The organism is Dyadobacter luticola (assembly GCF_005860805.1).
Taxonomy (GTDB): domain Bacteria; phylum Bacteroidota; class Bacteroidia; order Cytophagales; family Spirosomataceae; genus Dyadobacter; species Dyadobacter luticola.
Map to the genome: position 1 here is coordinate 1 of NZ_VCEJ01000008.1, position 19,389 is coordinate 19,389.

Here is a 19,389-nt window from a genome sequence, read left to right on the forward strand (position 1 = left end):
GCCCGATTGGGAGTGCAAAAGTGCACCATCAATTCTATAATAGCAAGCACCAGCCGCAAATATTTTTAAAGATTTTTTCGGAGTAAACACTAACCTATTGATAACCAGAAATTACCACTGCGTAAATATTTTCAAGAATTTTTGAAATACTCCATCACATGCATCTTTAAAAGCGCTTCCTGCTTCAAAACGTCTCCTGGTGGCAGTGCGCGGTTCAATTTAAAATGTGGCCAGCCATCCTTGTCCGCGTACTCAAAAGCATAGTAGCCGGAAAGACTTAGCACCCGGCAAATACCAATATGCATCAGATCCTGTTTTTGCTCTTTTGTAAACCTTTTGGCGCCCTGCCCCAGCTCTTGCACGCCGATTAAAAACAGTACTCCATTCAAGTCTGCCGGCTTTTTACCCACCAGCATTTCCAGGTTTGTCAGCAGTTGCTCCCACTGCATGTCCAGCGGCTGGTCTTCATCTATATTCATTCTTGTAACTTTACCTTTATATAAGAATCCCAAAATTGCGAATTATACATAATAACCCTGCTTCCGCGATTTAATTCCTTTCAATCGTAGTTAGATAAGATCAACAACCAGCATACTGCCTGCGTCACGGGGAAAGTCATTGACTGCTTTTTCCTAACTTTGGCTTTTGCGCTATAAGAATAAGTACATTGGAAGAACATACCATTTCAAACCATAAGGATTACCTGTCGACATTAAATGAACCGCAAAGAGCCGCGGTTTTGCATGGCGAGGGGCCTCTAATGATCATTGCGGGCGCGGGTTCGGGGAAGACCCGGGTGCTAACTTACCGCATTGCGCATCTGATAGAGAATGGAGTAGACCCTTTTCGGATACTTTCGCTGACTTTTACCAATAAAGCTTCCGGAGAAATGCGCCATCGGATTGAAGCCGCGGTAGGAACCGAAGCCAGAAATATCTGGATGGGCACATTCCACTCGGTTTTTGCTAAAATATTGCGGATAGAAGCCCGATACCTCGGTTACACCAGCGATTTTTCCATCTACGATACCGACGATTCCAAATCATTGCTTCGCAGCATTATAAAGGAGTTTAATCTGGACGATAAAACTTACAAGGCCAATGTTGTTTTTAACCGGATTTCAGGCGCTAAAAACAGGCTGATCTCTGCGGATGACTACATTAACAACCCTGTCATCCAGGCAGATGACGACGCTGCGAAAATGAAAGAGATCGGAAGGTTGTATAAAACATACGCAACCCGGTGCTTTCAGGCGAATGCGATGGATTTCGACGACCTGCTTTTCAATACCAACATTCTCTTCCGCGATTTTCCCGACGTACTATATAAATATCAGCACAAGTTCAAGCATGTGATGGTCGATGAGTTTCAGGATACCAACGTTTCGCAGTACCTGATTACCCGCAAACTTTCTGCGGTTCACAGGAACATTGTCGTGGTGGGGGATGATGCCCAAAGTATCTACGCTTTCCGCGGTGCGAACATTGAGAACATTCTGAATTTTGAAAAAGATTTTCCCGATGTAAAAACCATCAAGCTGGAACAAAACTACCGGTCGACGAGCAACATTGTCAATGCTGCTAACTCGGTCATTGCCAGGAATAAAGCCCAGCTTGAAAAGACGACTTTTACCCAGAATGAAGAAGGCGCGCTGATCGATGTCATCAAGGCGGGCTCTGATAATGAGGAAGGAAGGCTGGTAGCGACGGCGATTTTTGAAGAAAAAATGCAGAAGGCGCTGCGAAATGAAAACTTCGCGATCCTCTACCGGACCAATGCGCAGTCCAGGTCTTTTGAAGAAGCGCTGCGGAAGCTGGGAATCAAGTACCGGATCATTGGCGGCCAGTCATTTTACCAGCGGAAAGAAATCAAGGATCTGCTTGCATATCTGCGGTTTACGGTGAATCAGCGGGATGAAGAAGCTTTCAAAAGGATCATTAACCTGCCGAAAAGAGGGATCGGCGATACGACCGTCGCGAAAATTGCGGTGGCGGCTTCTGAAAATAATCTTCCGATCTGGGAAGTGGTGGCCAACATTGGGCAATACGCGAGCGGCCGGACGATCGCCCCGATCGAGCAGTTTGCTACATTAATTAAAAGCTTCAAAATCCAGGTCGAAGAAGGAAAGGATGCCTACAAGATTTCGGCGCATATTGCCAAAACCTCCGGGATTTTGCGGGAATTGTATGAAGATAAAACCGTCGAAGGTTTGTCGCGGTATGAGAACGTGCAGGAATTATTAAATGGTATCAAGGAATTTGTTGACAGTGAGGCCAATGAGGACAAAACATTAAGCGCCTTTCTGCAATCGGTTTCGCTGCTGACCAATGCCGATGAGCCGGACGATAATAATGATCACGACCGGGTGACTATGATGACCATTCACTCCGCCAAAGGTCTGGAATTCAGGAATGTATTTATTGTAGGGCTGGAAGAAGACCTTTTCCCAAGCCAGATGATGCTCGAAAACAGGCAGGATCTGGAAGAAGAAAGAAGGTTATTTTATGTGGCGATTACCCGCGCCGAGAAAAAGCTGTCATTTTCCTACGCCGAGAGCCGCTATCAGTGGGGCCGGATCAAAATGTGTGAGCCGAGCCGGTTTTTGCTGGAAGTAGACAACCGCTTTCTGAATGTTTCGAAAATGGTGCAGAATGCCCTCGAACGCGACACAACGCCGCCAGTTACCTCATTTGCGAGAAACCTGATCCAGAGAAAACCTTCGGAACCGGCCCGCGCAGTCAGTCCGCAGTCGGCACATACGCCGTCTACTGATTTCGTCCCGAGCGATACTTTCGACCTGGCCGAAGGTGACAAAGTGGAACATTTGAAATTCGGTTTTGGAGAAGTGGTCAAAATGGATGTGAATGGTACGGACCGGAAAGCAACCGTCAAATTTAACCTCGTGGGAGAGAAAACATTGCTGCTCAGTTTTGCCAAACTGAGAATTCTTAAATAAATCTACGGGAATAGTTATAGTAAGTTGTTCAGCCGCTTTCTAGTTATTATTGCCCTGAAACTTCAACAAATAACACAAGTAAAAATTATGTTTTTAGATACCGATATTCTACAAATAAATGACCGGGGAAGTGACATTGACACTGTAAAAGAACAAGTTGGCTATTTTGAAAATGGTTTTCCGTTTTTGCAGCTTTCCAAAGCGGCTACGGTTGGCGATGGAATTATCAGGCTGACCGACGAAGAAATTACGCAGCTGATCAGTGATTTTGATAAAAAAGCGTCCGAAGGTGAAATTGCATTATTGAAATTTGTCCCCGCTTCCGGTGCCGCTACCCGCATGTTCAAGTCTCTTTTTGGGTTTCTGGATGCCGGAAAAAAAGACAAATCCGTAGAAGAATTTTTTGCGAGGCTGCGCGACTTTGCGTTTTATGATGACCTGAAAACATCGCTTGCAGCAGACGGAAATGACATTGAAACGGCCGATGAAGAAACGATTGTTTCGTATTTTCTGACAGGTAAAGGTCTGGGTTACGGCGAATTACCAAAAGGTTTGTTGAAATTCCACAACTACGAGGACCGCTCGCGGACGCCGCTGGAAGAACATTTGGTAGAAGGAGCGAAGTATGCCAATGCTGGCAGCAATGTTCAAATCCATTTTACAGTTTCGCCCGATCACCGTGATAAATTTGAAAAATTGGTCGTGGAAGTTTTACCGAGTTATCAGTCTGAATATGGCGTGCGGTACATTGTTTCTTTTTCGGAGCAAAAAAATTCGACGGATACGATCGCGGTAAATCCGGATAATACGCCTTTCCGGGAAAAAGACGGGAGCTTACTTTTCCGCCCGGCGGGTCACGGTGCGCTGCTGGAAAACCTGGGCCAGCTTGATGCCGATATTATTTTTATTAAAAACATCGATAATGTTGTCCCTGACAGGATTAAGGACGATACCATTACGTATAAAAAGGCTCTGGCGGGGATTGTTTTGAAATACCAAAAACAGGTTTTCGATTATTTGGAAAAACTGGAATCAGGCGCTGATGCAGCATTGCTGGCAGAACTGGACACATTCTTCAAAAATGAATTATGCGTAATTCCTCCTGCTGAATTCGAATCCTGGTCAGATGATGAAAAGAAAGCTTATTTTATTGAAAAACTCGACCGTCCGATCCGTGCCTGCGGGATGGTAAAAAACCAGGGCGAACCAGGTGGAGGACCTTTCTGGGCAGAGAATGCGGATAAATCTTCTTCTTTGCAGATCGTCGAATCGGCGCAGGTGGACGTAGACAACGAAGCCCAAAACACCATTTTCAAAGAATCAACCCACTTTAATCCCGTAGATCTGGTGTGCGGCGTGAAAAATAGCAAAGGTGAATTGTATGATCTGAAAAAATTCCGCGATCCTTTGACCGGTTTTATCACCGCAAAATCAAAAGACGGAAAAGATCTGAAAGCGCAGGAATTGCCAGGTTTGTGGAATGGTGCGATGGCTGATTGGAATACCTTATTTGTAGAAGTGCCGCTAATCACATTCAATCCGGTGAAAACGGTGAATGATCTTTTACGCGAGCAGCACCAATAGTTTTAAAAGTAAATCCAAATAAAAAACCGTCCGAAGTGATTCAGACGGTTTTTTATTTGGATTAATATTTTCGGATCATGGTATCGGCAGTACTTTGCTTTCTTTAAATGTGGACAGGATCACCATCGTCTGCGTACTTGCAACTTCTTCAATTTCATTGATTTTTTCCAGCATCAACTTCTGGTAAGTACTGATATCTTTTGAAATAACCCTTAAAAGAAAATCACCGGTACCAGTAATATGGTGGCATTCAATCACTTCTGGTATTGCATGGATCTTTTCAACAAAAGATTCAGTAACTGCTTTTCTGTGACCTACCAGTGAAATCTGAACGAAAGTACTTACGCCCAAACCAACTTTTTCTGGCTCTAACTGAGCGTGATAGCTTTTAATGATCCCCGACTGTTCCAGTTTTTTAACACGCTCCAATGTTGGCGCAGGAGACAGGCCTATTTCTTTGGAAAGTTGTGCATTCGTTATTTTCGCATTCGTTTGAAGGATTTCCAGTACTTTACGGTCTATCTGGTCTAACTTAATAATGGCCGACATTTCTCTATGACTAAGGTTTATACTAAGCCCATTTTAGGACGCTGCAAAACTAATTAGTTTCCCGAAGAATCGTATAATTTTATACTGGAAATTTGTCAAAAAATAGAATTATAGTAGGTTAAAAATGAATTTAGTAACTAAATATTAGGTCAGCGCTAGTTATAACGCATTAATAACAACTCGTTTAAACCGCGTAAGTTTCGATTTTCGACAAAAAATCCTGGTAAGTCATTGTGATTCCTTCCTCCAAATCAATGCTGTGTTTCCAGCCCAATGCATGCAGCTTGCTTACATCCATTAGTTTCCTAGGAGTACCATCTGGTTTGTCAGAATTCCAGTGAATTTCGCCTTCATATCCCACCACATTCTTGATCATTTCCGCCAAAGATTTGATGGAAACATCCGAGCCGACACCGACATTGAGGAAGCCTGGTTCGTCATAATTCAACATTAAATAGTAGCAGGCGGCGGCCAGATCATCGGCGTGCAAAAACTCGCGTAGGGGAGAACCTGTACCCCATAATTCAACAAAAGGCTTATTTTCTTCCTTGGCCTCGTGAAACTTGCGGATCATGGCAGGCAGTACGTGAGAGTTATTCAGATCATAATTATCATTGGGGCCGTACAGGTTGGTCGGCATCACCGAGATGAAGTTGCTGCCATATTGCGAGCGGTAGGCCTCACACATTTTGATACCCGCAATTTTAGCGATCGCGTAAGGTTCGTTGGTCGGTTCCAGAAGTCCGGTCAGCAACGCATCTTCCTGCAAAGGTTGCGGTGCCAGTTTTGGATAGATGCAGCTCGAACCCAGGAACATGAGCTTAGTGGCACCGTTTCTGTATGCGCTATCAATTACATTGTTCTGTATCAGCAGGTTATCATTCAGGAATTCGGCGCGATAAATGTTGTTGGCCATGATTCCGCCCACTTTTGCGGCTGCAAGAAAAATATATTCGGGCTTTTCAGCTTCGAAAAATGCCCTGACAGCAGCCTGGTTTCTCAGATCGAGTTCGGAGGAGGTTTTTAATATAAGATTAGTAAATCCTTCTTGCACCAATTTGCGGTGAATAGCAGAGCCCACCATCCCGCGATGCCCGGCGATATAAATTTTAGAACTTTTTTCCACTGGGTTTGTTTAATTTTGTGCTTTGATAATCAATATAGAAAAAACCAATTCGTTACAAAAGTAACAATCTTGCTCTGAAGAAAAATCCAATTCGAATGCAAAGAGTTATTCTCGTCTCGGGCTTTTTCTCCCTGTGCCTGGCAGCCGCAACTTCTGCACAGTCGGTCCAAAAGGACACGGCTCCGCCTGCCTGGCTTCCCAAAGAGATCGTCAAGAAAGATACCATCAACCGCTCCAAAGACTTGAAATCGTTTGTTTCAGGTCTCGATCCGGTGGTAGGCGCCTCATTACCAGGCTCGAATAATAAATCTACCAGCCTGTCCACACTATTCGGTGAAACCATTCCCGACCTGGGTTTGAGGGTGAAAGAATACAAAAGCCAGAAAAAAGACCGTAAAGCCAAAAAGGAAAGGACCCGACTTGCAAAAGTGCAATATAAGGACATTCCGATGGTGGCCATGTCGGTGAAATACGGCAGTGGCGACCGGGCGACGGTTGAATCATTTCACGTTTTGAAAGAATACAAACCGATGAGCCAGTATGTGCGGGCTACCGAGACACGCTGGTATGATAAAAAGGGTAAAAAGCTGAGCTCGGCGCTGGTCAAGGAAACACAGCATGCACTGCCGCTGCACGGTTCTTATAAAAAATACAGCGGTGAAAATCTGATTGAGGAAGGCTATTATTATATGGGTGTGAAGGATGGCCGCTGGGTGAAATATGACGCCAAATATAACCTGATCGATAAAACGGTTTGGGACAAAGGTTTTCCCGCGGAATCGCGTATAACCTACTACGATTCAGCACATACGCAGGTGAAAGAAGTGGTGCCGGTAATATTCGGTGAGGTGGAAGGGGAGTATCTGTCGTTTTACAAAGAAGGTCAGCTGATGACCAATGGTAAATACGACGAAGGCAAAAAAGTAGGACGCTGGGTAGATTATTATCAATTTCGCCGCCAGCGTAAAAAAGAAGTACAGTACCCAAAAACCGGCTGGGATGAAGATTTCGAGCCTTTTGTGTTGAGGGAGTGGGACGATAAAGGCAAGCTGCTGTACGATTACACCAAAGATCCCCGTGCCTCCGTGGAGGAAGAAGAAACCGAAAATTAACGGGGCACATTCATTTTTCTATGCATTTACCTCTCCTCCGGTCTGTCAGAAATAATCGCTGGCTTGTATTTATTTTTTGCATTATCCCGGTCTTGATCTACATCTGGGTTTTTAATGCTATCGCGCTGAATGTCAACTATGTCGCCTTCGACGACATTATGATTTTGGGGATCATACCGGAGTTCGACAATGCTACATTGCTCCGTCGCTGGCAGCTGCTCACCACACTTTTTCCCGAGCACCGCCTCGTGTTTTCCCGCTCGGTCATCCTTACATTACATACGATTTTCGGTCAGGTAAATCTGGTCTGGCCCATGATCATTGCCAACATTTGCTGGGCTTTGTGTGCGGTGGTTTTTTACAAAGCTTTTCGCAAATTGAAGATTTCACGCTGGTATTTTGTGCCGGTCATGTGGCTTTGGTTCAACATTCAGTCTTTTGAAAATATCTTCTGGGCAGTCAGCTCGCTTTGCAATTTCGGCGTGCTGCTCTTTGCTTTGACCGCACTTTATTTTGCGGTCTATCATCCGCAAAAACCCATTTATTCGCTTCTTTTCGCGGTTTTAGCCACATTTACTTATGGAAATGGTTTGATGGTTTTGCCGGTTGTCGGTTTGACTTACCTGCTCGCCGGTTACCGGAAACAGTTTGTGATCACATTGGTTACGACCGTCATCGTCGCCCTGATATACTTCATCGACTTTACGCCCATCACCCAAAACCTCGATTTTAAAAACCCTCAACAAGTCAAAGAAGGCTTTTTCGGTTTCTTCGGATTTGTAGGTTCCATCGCCACATTGACTGCTTATAACACGCCAACATTCAGGCTATATCTCGCATCTGCCGCAGGTATGCTGATGATTTTTGGTCTACTGGTTTTATTCCGGAAACAGTATCTGCCCGTCTGGAATTCGGTTTGGTTAAAAGCGAGGTATACCAACCAAAATGCTCTTTTCGCAGCTGCTATTGCCATTTTTGTCGCGATCACCGCCTTGATTTTAACCTATAAAAGGATCCCGACCGATACTTTCGAAGGCATGTTCAAAGGGCGCTACCGGATGTATTCCACGCTCTGGTGCCTGGCGCTTTATTTCGGGTTTCTCTCGGTGAGCAGTGAAAGTGTTATCAGAAAAGTATCGCCAGTAATATTACTGGTTGCGATTTTACTAAACTTCGTGATCCTGCAAACCAACTTTGCGGATGCCGTCAACAACCGCCGCTCCGCGATTGCTCAGGAGTTCAATGCACGTTATAACGCAGACTGGCTGGGCGTGAGGATGTTTTCGATGGACCAGAAATACTATGAAAAGATCAGGTCGTACTACAAATCTGCCGACCCCGTGGCGGAAGGCTGGAACCCTCAAATGATGTCTGAAACAATTCCTTGTGACAGCATTTACGCGCCAACCCTGATCTCAAAAGTAGGTCCGTACATTACCATTAATTTCGAAAACGACTTTTTTAAAGCAAAAAGAGACTATTCCGACGGCGCGTATATTTTATTGAAATCAGCGAACCATACCTATGTTTCTGCCCAAAATCAGCCTGCGGTGCCTTTAAAAACAACATTACGCAGGGGGATGTATTTTTCAAAAGGCGCATTTGGCAGTTTCCACGAAGCCAATGTAGAGCCGGGTACTTACAACATTTACCTCCTTGTACGTCGGGATGGAATGAATAGAATTTATTGTACCGGCAAAACCTGGGAGGAAAAATAGCGGGTCAGTATTTGTTGTGAATGTCAGTCAGAATGCGCTCCACTTCTTTTCTCACTTCGGAAGTCGGCTTCACAAAATTATTATTCATAAAACTGAACACCAGCGTCTTACCTTTTTTGGTAATCAAAAATCCGCTTAGGTTATAAATGTTGCTGAGGCTTCCGGTTTTTGCAAAAATAAAGGGCGTTTCTCCTTTAAACACATTTTTCAAAGTACCATTTTGGCCACCAGCCGGCAGGATTTTAAACAACCTTTCACGCGGTACCTTCACGTATATTTTTTGCAAAAGTGCAACCATTGTTCTGGGCGTGAACAAGTTATACCGGCTCAGTCCCGACCCGTCTTTCCAAACCGGCTTATCCGGTAAGTCGCTCAAATGATGCTCGATCATGTGAGAAATGGCTTTTTCAGTATTCAGCGGAAGTTTGTTCGCAGAGGCATAAAGCAACATTAATTGTTCAGCCAGCATATTGTCGCTGGCGTGCATCATCTTTGTATAGAGCGAGTCGGACGGAATACTATACACGGTTTGCACATCAATGTCCAGCGGAATGTTGATCAGCTTGATCTCTTTTTTCAAGGTGTCGCTCAGCAAATCCAGGGCGAGCTGGTTCGTCATGCGCACTGGTACTTCCTGCGTCAGTCCCTGCGGCACGCCCAGTTTTGAATGATGAAACACATTCTGCAATTCCTCCCGGGTTACACCAGAAGAGGCCGTATCCAGTAAAAGTGATTTTTTCCAGAATTTCGGACTTACATTGAACTCGTTGGAACCCAGACCATTAAACTGGACAATGTTGCCATAAACCGGCAGCGGCGTGACCTCCGGCTGGTAATAGTCATTGAAATCATCCCACGCCCAGCCTGGTCCAAAGCGCTTGTTTTCAAAGTTATAAGGTGTAAAAAACATGGGCTCCTTCCTGCTTTTCAGGAAATCCAGCACTTTACTGCGAGGTAAGTCAGGATGCAGCAGCGAGGGGTCGCCGGTGCCACGGAGAATCAGTAATTCGCCCCATTCGAGGTATTCCAGGCCGGGAATCGAATCGCCGAGGGCAGAAAGTCCGGCGTAAAAACTGAACAATTTGGTGTTGGAAGCAGGGACGAAATACTTGCTGTCCTGGTAAGAAGCCAGCGTTTTTTTGTCGCCGAGGCTGGATAATGCTACGCCGGTATGCTCCTGGCTGAGGACTGCGGAATTTTTGATTTCTTTTTTTAAATAGTGTGAAACTGAGCAACCTGACAAAGAAATGGTGATCAGCAGAGCAAGTAGCGTGCGCATGGAAGCTGTTTAAGATTGACCAAAAATCAAAGTAAGTAATATTTTATGAAGCTAAAACGCAGCGAAATCACATTAATTTGCAAAGGTTTTAAAACACACTGCAAAAAATAATTCTCGTGGTCGATCTGCATTCGGTCCTTCGGCAATATTGGGGCTACGACACATTCCGGCCTTTCCAGGAGGACGCGATCAAAACTGTTCTTAATGGTCATGATGCGCTGGTTTTACTGCCCACCGGCGGAGGGAAATCGGTGTGTTTTCAGGTGCCGGTGATGGCGTCGGAGGGCGTCTGCATAGTGGTTACCCCGCTCATAGCGCTCATGAAAGACCAGGTGGAGCAGCTCAAAAGACGCGGAATTTCGGCCACCGCGATACATTCCGGCATGAGTAAAACCGAAATTGATATTGCGCTGGACAACTGTATTCACGGTAACACCAAGTTTTTATACGTGTCGCCGGAGAGGCTCCGGACCGACATTATGATTGCCCGGGTGAAGCAAATGCAGGTTTGCCTGCTCGCCATCGACGAGGCGCATTGTATCTCCGCCTGGGGTTACGATTTCCGGCCTTCGTATCTTTTAATCGCCGATTTCAGAAAATTATTGCCGCGCGTTCCCGTGATGGCACTGACCGCCACTGCCACCGAAGAAGTACGCGCTGACATTCTGGATAAGCTGGAAATGAAGCATGTGCGGGTTTTCAAACAATCTTTTGCACGGCCTAATTTATCCTACTCCGCATTTCACGAAGACAGCAAGGACGCGAAACTTTTGCAGGTTTTGAAAAACGTCCCGGGTACCGCCATCATTTACGTCCGTACCCGAAAAAAAACAAAGGACCTAGCCGACTGGCTCTCCAGACAAGGTATTTCAGCCCAAAGTTACCACGCCGGCCTGCCTTTTAAAGAGCGCTCCGACCGGCAATCGGCCTGGATCAAAAACCAGGTGCGGGTAGTGGTGGCGACGAATGCATTTGGTATGGGTATCGACAAACCGGACGTCCGTGCCGTGATCCATTTTGACCTGCCAGATAACCTGGAAGCTTATTACCAGGAAGCGGGCCGGGCAGGGCGGGATGAGAAAAAGGCTTATGCAGTGGCGATTTTCAATAACATTGATCTTGAAGAACTGGTCAATAGTGTGGAGCGGAAATATCCGCCGGTGGAGACGTTGCGGCGGGTATATCAGTCGCTGGCCAACTATTATAAAATTGCGGTCGGCGCGGGTGAGATGAGCAGTTTTGATTTTGACATTCAGGCATTTACCGGAATTTTCGGGCTGGCGGTAAATGAAACACATTATGCCTTGAAGCTGCTGGAAGAGGAAGGTTTTGTGCAGCTGAGCGAGAATTTCAATGAGCCTTCGCGGATACATTTTCTGGTCGATAACCGCCAATTATACGATTTCCAGATACGCTACCAGGAAATGGATTCGTTTATCAAATTGGTTTTGCGGATGTATGGCGGCGAACTTTTTACCGAGTATGTCCGGGTTTCTGAAACCGAAATCGCACAGGTCTTTTATGCGCCCGAGCAGGAGATTATTCAAAAGCTGAAATTTCTGGCAGAGCGGGAAATCATTGTTTACGAGCCCAGAAGGGACAAACCGCAGCTAACATTTCTGACACCCAGGTTCGATGCGGCGCTTTTGCCGCTGAATATTTTTGAAATAGAAAAAAAGAAGGACCGCGACCTGAAAAAAGCGCAGGCAGTCGTCAGGTATGCGTCGCATACGCACATTTGCAGGACTTTGCTTTTGCTCGAATATTTCAATGAATTTGACGCAAAACCCTGTGGAGTGTGTGATAACTGTCTGAGAAACAAGAAAGTCGACGCGCAAAATGACCAGGTTCTTGCGGAGGAAATCGTTCAACATTTAAACAAAGAGCAGGCTATACCACCGCGGGCATTGAGAAAGATTTTTGAGCATGTCCCGGAACAGATTTTTTTGAAAACATTGCAGGATTTGATCGACGAAGAAATTATTCTTTACGATTCGTCCGGCAAACTCACCCCGATTAACAAAACTCAACATTGAAAAAAACAGCGCTCAACTTCGCACTATTCTTCCTTTTTATTTCAACATTAGCTCACAGTCAGGAGATTGCAGGGCTGGAATTCAGTAACTACGGCGGGCTTTACCGCGCTCCCTACAATCCCTCGGTCATCGGCGGGCCCAAGCACAAGTGGCAGATCAACATCGGTACGATCGGCGGGAGCATTAATTACCGATACTTCCGGTTTATCGGTGAAAATTCCCTTTTATACCCCTTATTGGCGCCACGTTCCACAAAAGAATTGTACGGCCGGTCACGCACGATGGGTTCTCTGACTTACAAGGACCCAATTTATTTGGCGAGCGAAATCCGCTGGCCGTCGGCAATGATTTCGCTGGGTAAATACCAGGGACTGGCGCTGGCATTTCGCACGAGAGGTTATGCCAAAGCGTCGAATGTGCCCGAAATGATCCAGAATCTGTATTTCTATCGGCTCGATACGGGCGGTACGCCGGTGGTGAGCAACCAGTCGTGGGGAAATTTCAATATGGTTCAGCAAAGTTATTCGGATGTCAGTTTGACTTATGGTGCGCAGCTGCTGGACTTCGACGCGCATAAATTAAGGATCGGGGCTACCGTGAAGCGTGTTTTCGGTGCGCGGATCGGGTATCTCACCGGCTCGGCGGGCAGTTATAGTTTGAGCCCGGTTTCGGCCGGATCGGAATCCAGTCAGTTGACTGTCAATGATCTTTCGTACGAAGTAGGTTACAGCGCCCCGACACGTAAAAATGGTCTGGGAAATCTTTTCAGTTCGGATAAAACCGGTGCTGGCTGGGCGTATGACCTGGGTTTTTCTTATGAGCTGGGTAAATATTGGGGTAAGGATAAAGAAGTATATGACGAAAGTCCGGAATATCTGATCCGGCTCGCGGCGTCGCTCACGGATGTGGGTAACATTAAGTACCAGACATCGGATTCAAGATTGGTCAGGGGCACGCAGGCTACCTCGGTCATCGGCCAAAAAGAGCTGGAAACCATCAGCGACCGCGGTCCGCAGGGTTTTATCAGTTTGTTACCTTCCGATATGGATACCACATTTAGCAAGAAGGTGCAGCTGGCGCAGGCCGTGCATTATGAGGCAGATATTCAACTGGTTAAAGGTTTTTTTCTGAATTTATCCAAAACACAACGGTATAAAAGCCGGGCTGCCGAGCCTTTGGATGTATACATGCCGAATACTTTCACGATCACGCCACGGTTTGAAGATGAGGATTCGGATTTTGCATTCCCGATCACATTTATTCAGGGAAATAACCGCCCTTCAATCGGTGCTATGGGACATTTCGGGCCGGTATTTCTGGGATTCAGCAGTGTAAACGGTTTGATGAAAAAAGGTGGTGCGCGGGGAAGTATGGTATATCTGGGTTTTACTGCCTGGAAATTGAACAGAAAAAAAGACAAGGATTAATATGAGGAAAAAGTCTACCCTGCTTTTCATCTGGCTTCTTTTGCCGCTCGGGCTGCTTGCCCAGCATGAGCATCAAAACCATATTGCTGCAAAAACCACCGGTATCGAACCACAGCCTTTACTTGCGCAAGCATTGCGTTTACAGGAGGCGCTGGCATTTTCTGGTAATGCGTTGTCGCCGGGTGATTCCAAAAAATTAAAGCAGCTGAGTGACAAGCCTTTGTCGAAAGAAACGGTCGCCGGGATCCAGGACATTCTGGATCCTTATTGTTTGAATGTAATCGATATTAATCCCGAGGGCCGCGTGAAAGTGGAGCGCGGCGCGGCGAAACCCACATTAATCCAGGGTGGGTGGACAAGTTTTCTGGTGCGGGTCAATAATGATGCTGGAATTACCGCCAAGCTGGAAGCTGAAAGTGCCAATTCCGGCAAGCCATATCATTCTCCGTCTTTTGATCCCAAAGTAAAAAAGGAAAATGAGGTGACCGCGGGGCAGATCGCGAACCGGTTTCTGGATATCAGAATGTATACCAACAAACCGATGCTGCCAAATTTGTCCGGCCTGAAACTAGAATATGCGATCGTGCAGATTTATTCCAAAGATGCCGGCCAGCGCGAGGCGGAGATAGCTTATAACATTGGAAAGGGCTCGCAGGACATTGGTTTTCGGAATGCTACCCACATTTTATTTGAAGCAAAACCAGCGGTAACTGTTAATTTTCACATAAAAGATCAAGATGGCTCACCTGCGATGGCTTCATTTGTCATCACCGATGGTCACGAGCAAGCCGCAGGAAGATTCAAGAAAATCTACCCGCTCCCGTCCCGCCGACTGGCCGCCAGCGACGAGTATCCCGACTTTTTCTTCCAGCCGCAGATTTACAGAAGAGACGGCGAGCACGTGCAGCTTCCTTCCGGAAAATACAAAATCACATTCACCCGCGGCCCGGAATACATTCCACAGGAAAAAGAAATCAATGTTCCTGCTGGTGCCCAAAGTTTCGATGTAACATTTGAACTGAAACGCTGGATCCAGTTGACAAAACTGGGCTGGTTCAGCGCCGATCACCACATTCATGCGGCAGGTTGCAGTCACTATGATAGCCCGACCGAGGGCGTCGACCCGAAAGATATGTACCGTCAGGCGCTGGGCGAAGATTTGAATATGGCTGCTAACCTGGCCTGGGGACCGAGCTGGTACCATCAGAAAACTTTTTTTACCGGAAAAGACCTTCCGCTTTCCACCCAAAAAAATGTGATGCGCAATGATGTGGAAGTTTCCGGATTTCCTTCGTCCCACGCCGGGCACATTGTTTTGCTGAGGATCAAGGAGGATGATTATCCCGGTACGACCGAAATTGAGCAGTGGCCGAGCTGGACGGCGCCAATACTTGCATGGGCAAAGTCGCAGGATGGCATTGTCGGTTATGCGCACTCGGGCTGGGGCTTAGAGCCGCAAACGCAGGTGGATAAGCTGCCCAACTACATTGTCCCGAAAATGGATGGAATCGGCGCCAACGAATACATTGTGACGGTGACTCAAAATCTGGTTGATTTTTTCAGCGCGGGAGATACACCCGCGCCCTGGGAGCTGAATATGTATTACCACACATTGAACTGCGGTTTCAGGCCGAGGCTCAGCGGCGAAACAGACTTCCCGTGCATTACTGACGCGCGGGTAGGGCAGGCGAGGAGCTACTTCAAGCCGGAAGGCGCGATGACGTATGACAATTATGTGCAGGCGATCAAAAAAGGCCGGAGCTATGTGTCCGATGGAAAATCGCATATCATGGATTTTACGGTCAATGGTCAGGAAGCGGGCGTAGGAGAGAGTGAATTGTCTTTGAAAAACGGCCAAAGTGCATCAGTAACCGCAAAAGTCGCTGCTTATCTGCCTGCTCAGCAGGATACTACCGGCGAGAAAATTGCCAAAACTTCGATTGTTTTTATGCCTTATTGGGACATTGAGCGTGCGCGGATCGCCAAGTCGAGGAAAGTGCGGGTTGAGCTGATCGTCAACGGAGAAGCCGTGGATACGACGGAAGTTACCGCAAATGGTGAGGTTACGGATGTCAAATTCAATTATCAGTTTAAAAAATCGGGCTGGGCAGCAATGCGTGTTTTTCCTAGCTCACATTCCAATCCGGTTTTTGTAAAAATTGATAATAAGCCGGTGAATGAAAAAAAGAGCGCAGAATGGTGCCTGGCAACTTTGGAACAATGTTGGAAAATGAAGGAGCCGAACATCCGGCCGGAAGAAAAGAAAGCTGCGGAAGCAGCTTATGATAGCGCCAGAAAAGTGTACAAGGCGCTGATTGATGGTTCGGTCGCTGGAAAGTAGGGATTAAAGTCAGGTTCTTTTTCTTTCAAAAAGCCCGCCGATCCTGCTGAACATTCGTTTTTCAAACTCCCAGAAAAACGAAAATTTTCCCCAAATCCAGCCCCATGCGAGCAGAATACCCTGATATAGCGGAAGGATAATAACAATGTTGACAGTCCACCGCAGCCAGGCGGGCGAATTATTCGTGAGGCCAATCAGCTCAAAAAGAAGGCGTTTGACATATAAAACTGAAAAACCGGTACAGGCAAAAACGGCCAGGATGATTACCACATCCCAGGCATTTTTAACATTCCAGCGCTCTTTCAGTTTCTGGATCATACATGCTATTCGTGCAGGAAACCGAGGTTTTCGGGCTTGATAATGTCCGCATCCAAAGATAAAAATTCTTCCCAGAAAGGATCGTTCGGGACGCCAGCTTTACAGATCAGCGGCTCTTTCTTGACAGGATGCTCAAAATAAAGTCGACGGGCGTGCAGATTAATGTTACCATCAGGATTCCCTTTTGGATAACCATATTTGACATCGCCGCGGATCGGACAATTCATAGAAGCCAGCTGCACGCGAATCTGGTGCGGGCGGCCGGTGACCGGCATTACTTCCAGCAAATGATGTTTGTTGATCTCTCCCAGCCAGCGGTAACTTAGCTCTGCGCGCTGTGCACCCTCTTTTTCATAGTCATAAGCTGTGGTCACATTCCGCTTTTCATCTTTCAGGAGCCAATGTACCAGCTTACCTTTTTTCTCCGCCGGCCTGTTTTTCACCACCGCCCAGTAGGTCTTTTGTACATCACGTCTGCGGAAAATTTCATTCATCCGTTCCAATGCCTTGGAGGTCCGCGCAAAAACAACCAGCCCACTCACAGGACGGTCAAGCCGATGCACAGTGCCTAGAAACACGGCTCCAGGCTTGTCGTAAGTTTCCTTAATATATTCTTTCGTGATGTCCAGCAGACATTTATCTCCCGTAATATCGCCCTGAACCAGCACACCCGGCTCTTTATTGACGATAATCAGGTGGTTGTCTTCATAGATCACATGAAGTGATTTCTTTGCCATTTGATTAGTTCTTTACTTTTAAAAAGGTCAATACGACTCCTGCTCATTTGGGAACGACTTGCCTTTCACATCTTTGATATAATTGGAAATGGCATCTGTCATGATACCATTCAGGTCGGCATAATGACGTAAAAACCTCGGTTTGAATGCCTTATTAATGCCCAGCAGATCGTGCAGTACCAATATCTGCCCGTCTGCATATTGTCCGGCGCCAATCCCGATCGTCGGGATTGCCACACTTTCGGACACTTTTTTCGTCAAAGCCGCAGGTATTTTTTCCAAAACCATGGAAAAACAACCCACTTCTTCCAGCATTTTGGCGTCGTCCAGCAACTTCTGCGCCTCTGCTTCCTGCTTGGCGCGGACAGTATAAGTACCAAATTTATAAATCGATTGCGGCGTAAGTCCCAAATGTCCCATCACCGGCACGCCCGCGCTCAAAATCCGCGTAATTGAATCCTTGATTTCCAGCCCGCCTTCCAGCTTCACGGCATGTGCGCCGGATTCTTTCATAATCCGGATCGCCGAATTAAGTGCCTCACGGGAATTTCCCTGGTAAGAACCAAAAGGCAGATCCACCACTACAAGTGCCCTTTTTACAGCCCGCACCACCGAAGTAGCGTGATAAATCATCTGGTCAATCGTGATCGGAAGCGTGGTTTCATGCCCTGCCATCACATTAGAAGCCGAGTCGCCAACCAGGATAAGCTCCACGCCGGCAGCGTCAACAATGCCCGCCATAGAATAATCATAAGCAGTGAGACAAGAAATCTTCTCCCCACGATTCTTCATTTCCTGAATGATATGGGTAGTAACGCGTTTAATATCAGGGGTGTGGATGGACATGGGGTTGGGTGGTTGAGTTATCGATGCATCAGCCAATTCTCCGGATTCAGCCGGGAGGTGTTTTTCCAGATTTGGAATTGGAGTTCGGAGGTACCGTCGCTGTCGGTGGCCACGCGGCCTATGTTTTCGCGGGCTTTAACCTTCTGGCCGGCACGTACGGTGACGCCATTCATTTTTGCGTAAATGGTCATATAGTTACCGTGCTGGATCGCGACGACATTGCCCATGCCCGGCATTTCGGTCACATCGAGCACTACGCCATCATATACAGAACGAACCGGCGACCCGGCAGTAGTCTGAATGTCGACGCCCAGGTTGTCTACCATCACACCTTTCAAAACTGCGTGCGGTCTTTGACCAAAGTGTCCTGAAACAAAACCATTTACCGGCCAGGGTAATCTTGATTGGGAAGCTGTAAATGAAGACGCCAATGTGGTTTCTTCCTCACTCATCCCGCTGGAAATGACCGGCTCCTCTTCTTCTTTCGGCGCTTCCACCACTTTCGCCTCGCCTTTTTTCTCTCTCTCCGCATTTTCGCGGGCAAGTCTTTCGCGTTCTGCTTTTCTGCGGGCTTCGCGCTCTTCACGTTCCTTGCGCTCACGTTCCAGACGCTCACGTCTTTCGCGCTCCGCAATCCGGCGAATGTTGGCTTCCAGCAAATCGGTAGCGCGCTTGTTCTCAGCAATTTGCTTCCGGAGCTCCACTTCTTTTTGTGAAAGCTCCTGAATCACTTCATTTTGCTTGGTTTTCAAACCTTCCAGTTTGGTGTTTTCGGTTACCCGGGTATCCAAAACTGTTTTTTGCTGACTTTTCTTACTGGTAATGCGCTGGCGTTCAGCTGCAATCTGATTTTGCAGCACTTCTATTTCCTTTACCTGGTCCTCACGGGCATCGGTATACTGTTTGAGATACTTATATCTTAAAACAAATTGATTGAATGTTCCGGAAGAGAAAAGAAAAACGAGCTGATTGAAATAGGTATTTCGTTTGGATGCCTCGTAAATCATGCGGCCGTATTCTTTTTTAAGCTTATTCAGACTGCTGTCAAGCGCCATCCGCTTTTTTTCCAGCACCCTCAATTCCTTATCCAACAAAGCCAGATCGTCGGTGAGCAGGTCGATTTGCTTTTTGTAGGTGTTAATTTGCTGGTTTAGTGCTTTTAATTGACCCAAATTGACATTTTTCTGCGAGGAAGTTTGCTTTAAAATGTTTTGTATTTCCCTGATTTTGCTCTGGTTTTCGCTCTTTTCACGTTCGAGCTGCTCGCGGGATTTTTGGGCGAATGCACCGACGCACCCCAGCAGAATGAATGTAAAAACTAAAAATAAACGGCGGTAACCAGGGGTAAGAAAGGGCATAT

General features: G+C 46.6%; 15 protein-coding genes. 7 read left to right on the top strand and 8 right to left on the bottom strand.

The features are described 5' to 3' along the window. Window positions 1-131: 131 nt before the first annotated feature. Window positions 132-479, bottom strand: coding sequence for a hypothetical protein (locus FEN17_RS23815; protein WP_138367929.1), 348 nt, complete (start codon window positions 477-479; stop codon window positions 132-134). Between the two features lie 188 nt (window positions 480-667). Between FEN17_RS23815 and FEN17_RS23820 the strand changes: the two genes are divergently transcribed. Both FEN17_RS23820 and FEN17_RS23825 read left to right on the top strand, forming a co-directional pair. Further along, a complete protein-coding gene (locus FEN17_RS23820; RefSeq protein WP_138367930.1) occupies window positions 668-2,956 on the top strand; it encodes an ATP-dependent helicase in 2,289 nt (762 codons plus the stop codon). Between the two features lie 87 nt (window positions 2,957-3,043). Continuing rightward, window positions 3,044-4,540 (top strand): DUF4301 family protein, encoded by a 1,497-nt coding sequence (locus FEN17_RS23825; RefSeq protein WP_138367931.1) that lies wholly within the window; start codon window positions 3,044-3,046, stop codon window positions 4,538-4,540. A gap of 75 nt (window positions 4,541-4,615) precedes the next feature. Here FEN17_RS23825 and FEN17_RS23830 read toward each other — a convergent pair whose 3' ends face one another. Both FEN17_RS23830 and FEN17_RS23835 read right to left on the bottom strand, forming a co-directional pair. Then, window positions 4,616-5,089, bottom strand: a complete 474-nt coding sequence (locus FEN17_RS23830) for an Lrp/AsnC family transcriptional regulator (protein ID WP_015813234.1) — start codon at window positions 5,087-5,089, stop codon at window positions 4,616-4,618. A gap of 184 nt (window positions 5,090-5,273) precedes the next feature. Continuing rightward, the gene (locus FEN17_RS23835; protein ID WP_138367932.1) at window positions 5,274-6,215 is read right to left on the bottom strand and encodes a GDP-L-fucose synthase family protein; all 942 of its coding nucleotides are present in this window, start codon (window positions 6,213-6,215) and stop codon (window positions 5,274-5,276) included. A gap of 95 nt (window positions 6,216-6,310) precedes the next feature. Between FEN17_RS23835 and FEN17_RS23840 the strand changes: the two genes are divergently transcribed. Together FEN17_RS23840 and FEN17_RS23845 are read left to right on the top strand one after the other, a co-directional pair. Then, window positions 6,311-7,327 (top strand): toxin-antitoxin system YwqK family antitoxin, encoded by a 1,017-nt coding sequence (locus tag FEN17_RS23840; RefSeq protein ID WP_138367933.1) that lies wholly within the window; start codon window positions 6,311-6,313, stop codon window positions 7,325-7,327. Between the two features lie 20 nt (window positions 7,328-7,347). Further along, window positions 7,348-9,045, top strand: coding sequence for a hypothetical protein (locus FEN17_RS23845; RefSeq protein ID WP_138367934.1), 1,698 nt, complete (start codon window positions 7,348-7,350; stop codon window positions 9,043-9,045). 4 nt (window positions 9,046-9,049) lie between these two features. On the opposite strand, the gene dacB is transcribed toward FEN17_RS23845, so the two are convergent. Then, a complete protein-coding gene (gene dacB, locus FEN17_RS23850) occupies window positions 9,050-10,324 on the bottom strand; it encodes a D-alanyl-D-alanine carboxypeptidase/D-alanyl-D-alanine endopeptidase (RefSeq protein ID WP_138367935.1) in 1,275 nt (424 codons plus the stop codon). A gap of 116 nt (window positions 10,325-10,440) precedes the next feature. Here dacB and FEN17_RS23855 point away from each other — a divergent pair, with 116 nt between their 5' ends. From FEN17_RS23855 to FEN17_RS23865, 3 genes are read left to right on the top strand one after another with little or no spacing between them, the layout of a single operon-like run. Continuing rightward, on the top strand, window positions 10,441-12,360 hold the full coding sequence (locus FEN17_RS23855) for a RecQ family ATP-dependent DNA helicase (protein ID WP_138367936.1): 1,920 nt from the start codon (window positions 10,441-10,443) through the stop codon (window positions 12,358-12,360). Continuing rightward, complete coding sequence (locus tag FEN17_RS23860) at window positions 12,357-13,787, top strand: DUF5723 family protein (protein WP_229208973.1); 1,431 nt, start codon at window positions 12,357-12,359, stop codon at window positions 13,785-13,787. Before FEN17_RS23855 ends, FEN17_RS23860 begins: the two co-directional genes overlap by 4 nt. 1 nt (window position 13,788) lies before the next feature. After that, window positions 13,789-16,128, top strand: coding sequence for a CehA/McbA family metallohydrolase (locus FEN17_RS23865; RefSeq protein ID WP_171037994.1), 2,340 nt, complete (start codon window positions 13,789-13,791; stop codon window positions 16,126-16,128). A 9-nt stretch (window positions 16,129-16,137) separates the two neighbouring features. Here FEN17_RS23865 and FEN17_RS23870 read toward each other — a convergent pair whose 3' ends face one another. Genes FEN17_RS23870 through FEN17_RS23885 form a run of 4 tightly spaced genes read right to left on the bottom strand, consistent with a single transcriptional unit; the run spans window position 16,138 to window position 19,387 of the window. Then, window positions 16,138-16,446, bottom strand: a complete 309-nt coding sequence (locus FEN17_RS23870; protein WP_138367937.1) for a DUF6787 family protein — start codon at window positions 16,444-16,446, stop codon at window positions 16,138-16,140. 5 nt (window positions 16,447-16,451) lie between these two features. Then, entirely contained in the window at window positions 16,452-17,183 is a 732-nt protein-coding gene (locus FEN17_RS23875) for an RluA family pseudouridine synthase (protein WP_138367938.1), read from the bottom strand. A 27-nt stretch (window positions 17,184-17,210) separates the two neighbouring features. Continuing rightward, window positions 17,211-18,029 (bottom strand): 3-methyl-2-oxobutanoate hydroxymethyltransferase, encoded by an 819-nt coding sequence (gene panB, locus FEN17_RS23880; RefSeq protein WP_138367939.1) that lies wholly within the window; start codon window positions 18,027-18,029, stop codon window positions 17,211-17,213. 17 nt (window positions 18,030-18,046) lie between these two features. Further along, on the bottom strand, window positions 18,047-19,387 hold the full coding sequence (locus FEN17_RS23885; RefSeq protein WP_138367940.1) for a murein hydrolase activator EnvC family protein: 1,341 nt from the start codon (window positions 19,385-19,387) through the stop codon (window positions 18,047-18,049). Window positions 19,388-19,389 lie beyond the last annotated feature (2 nt).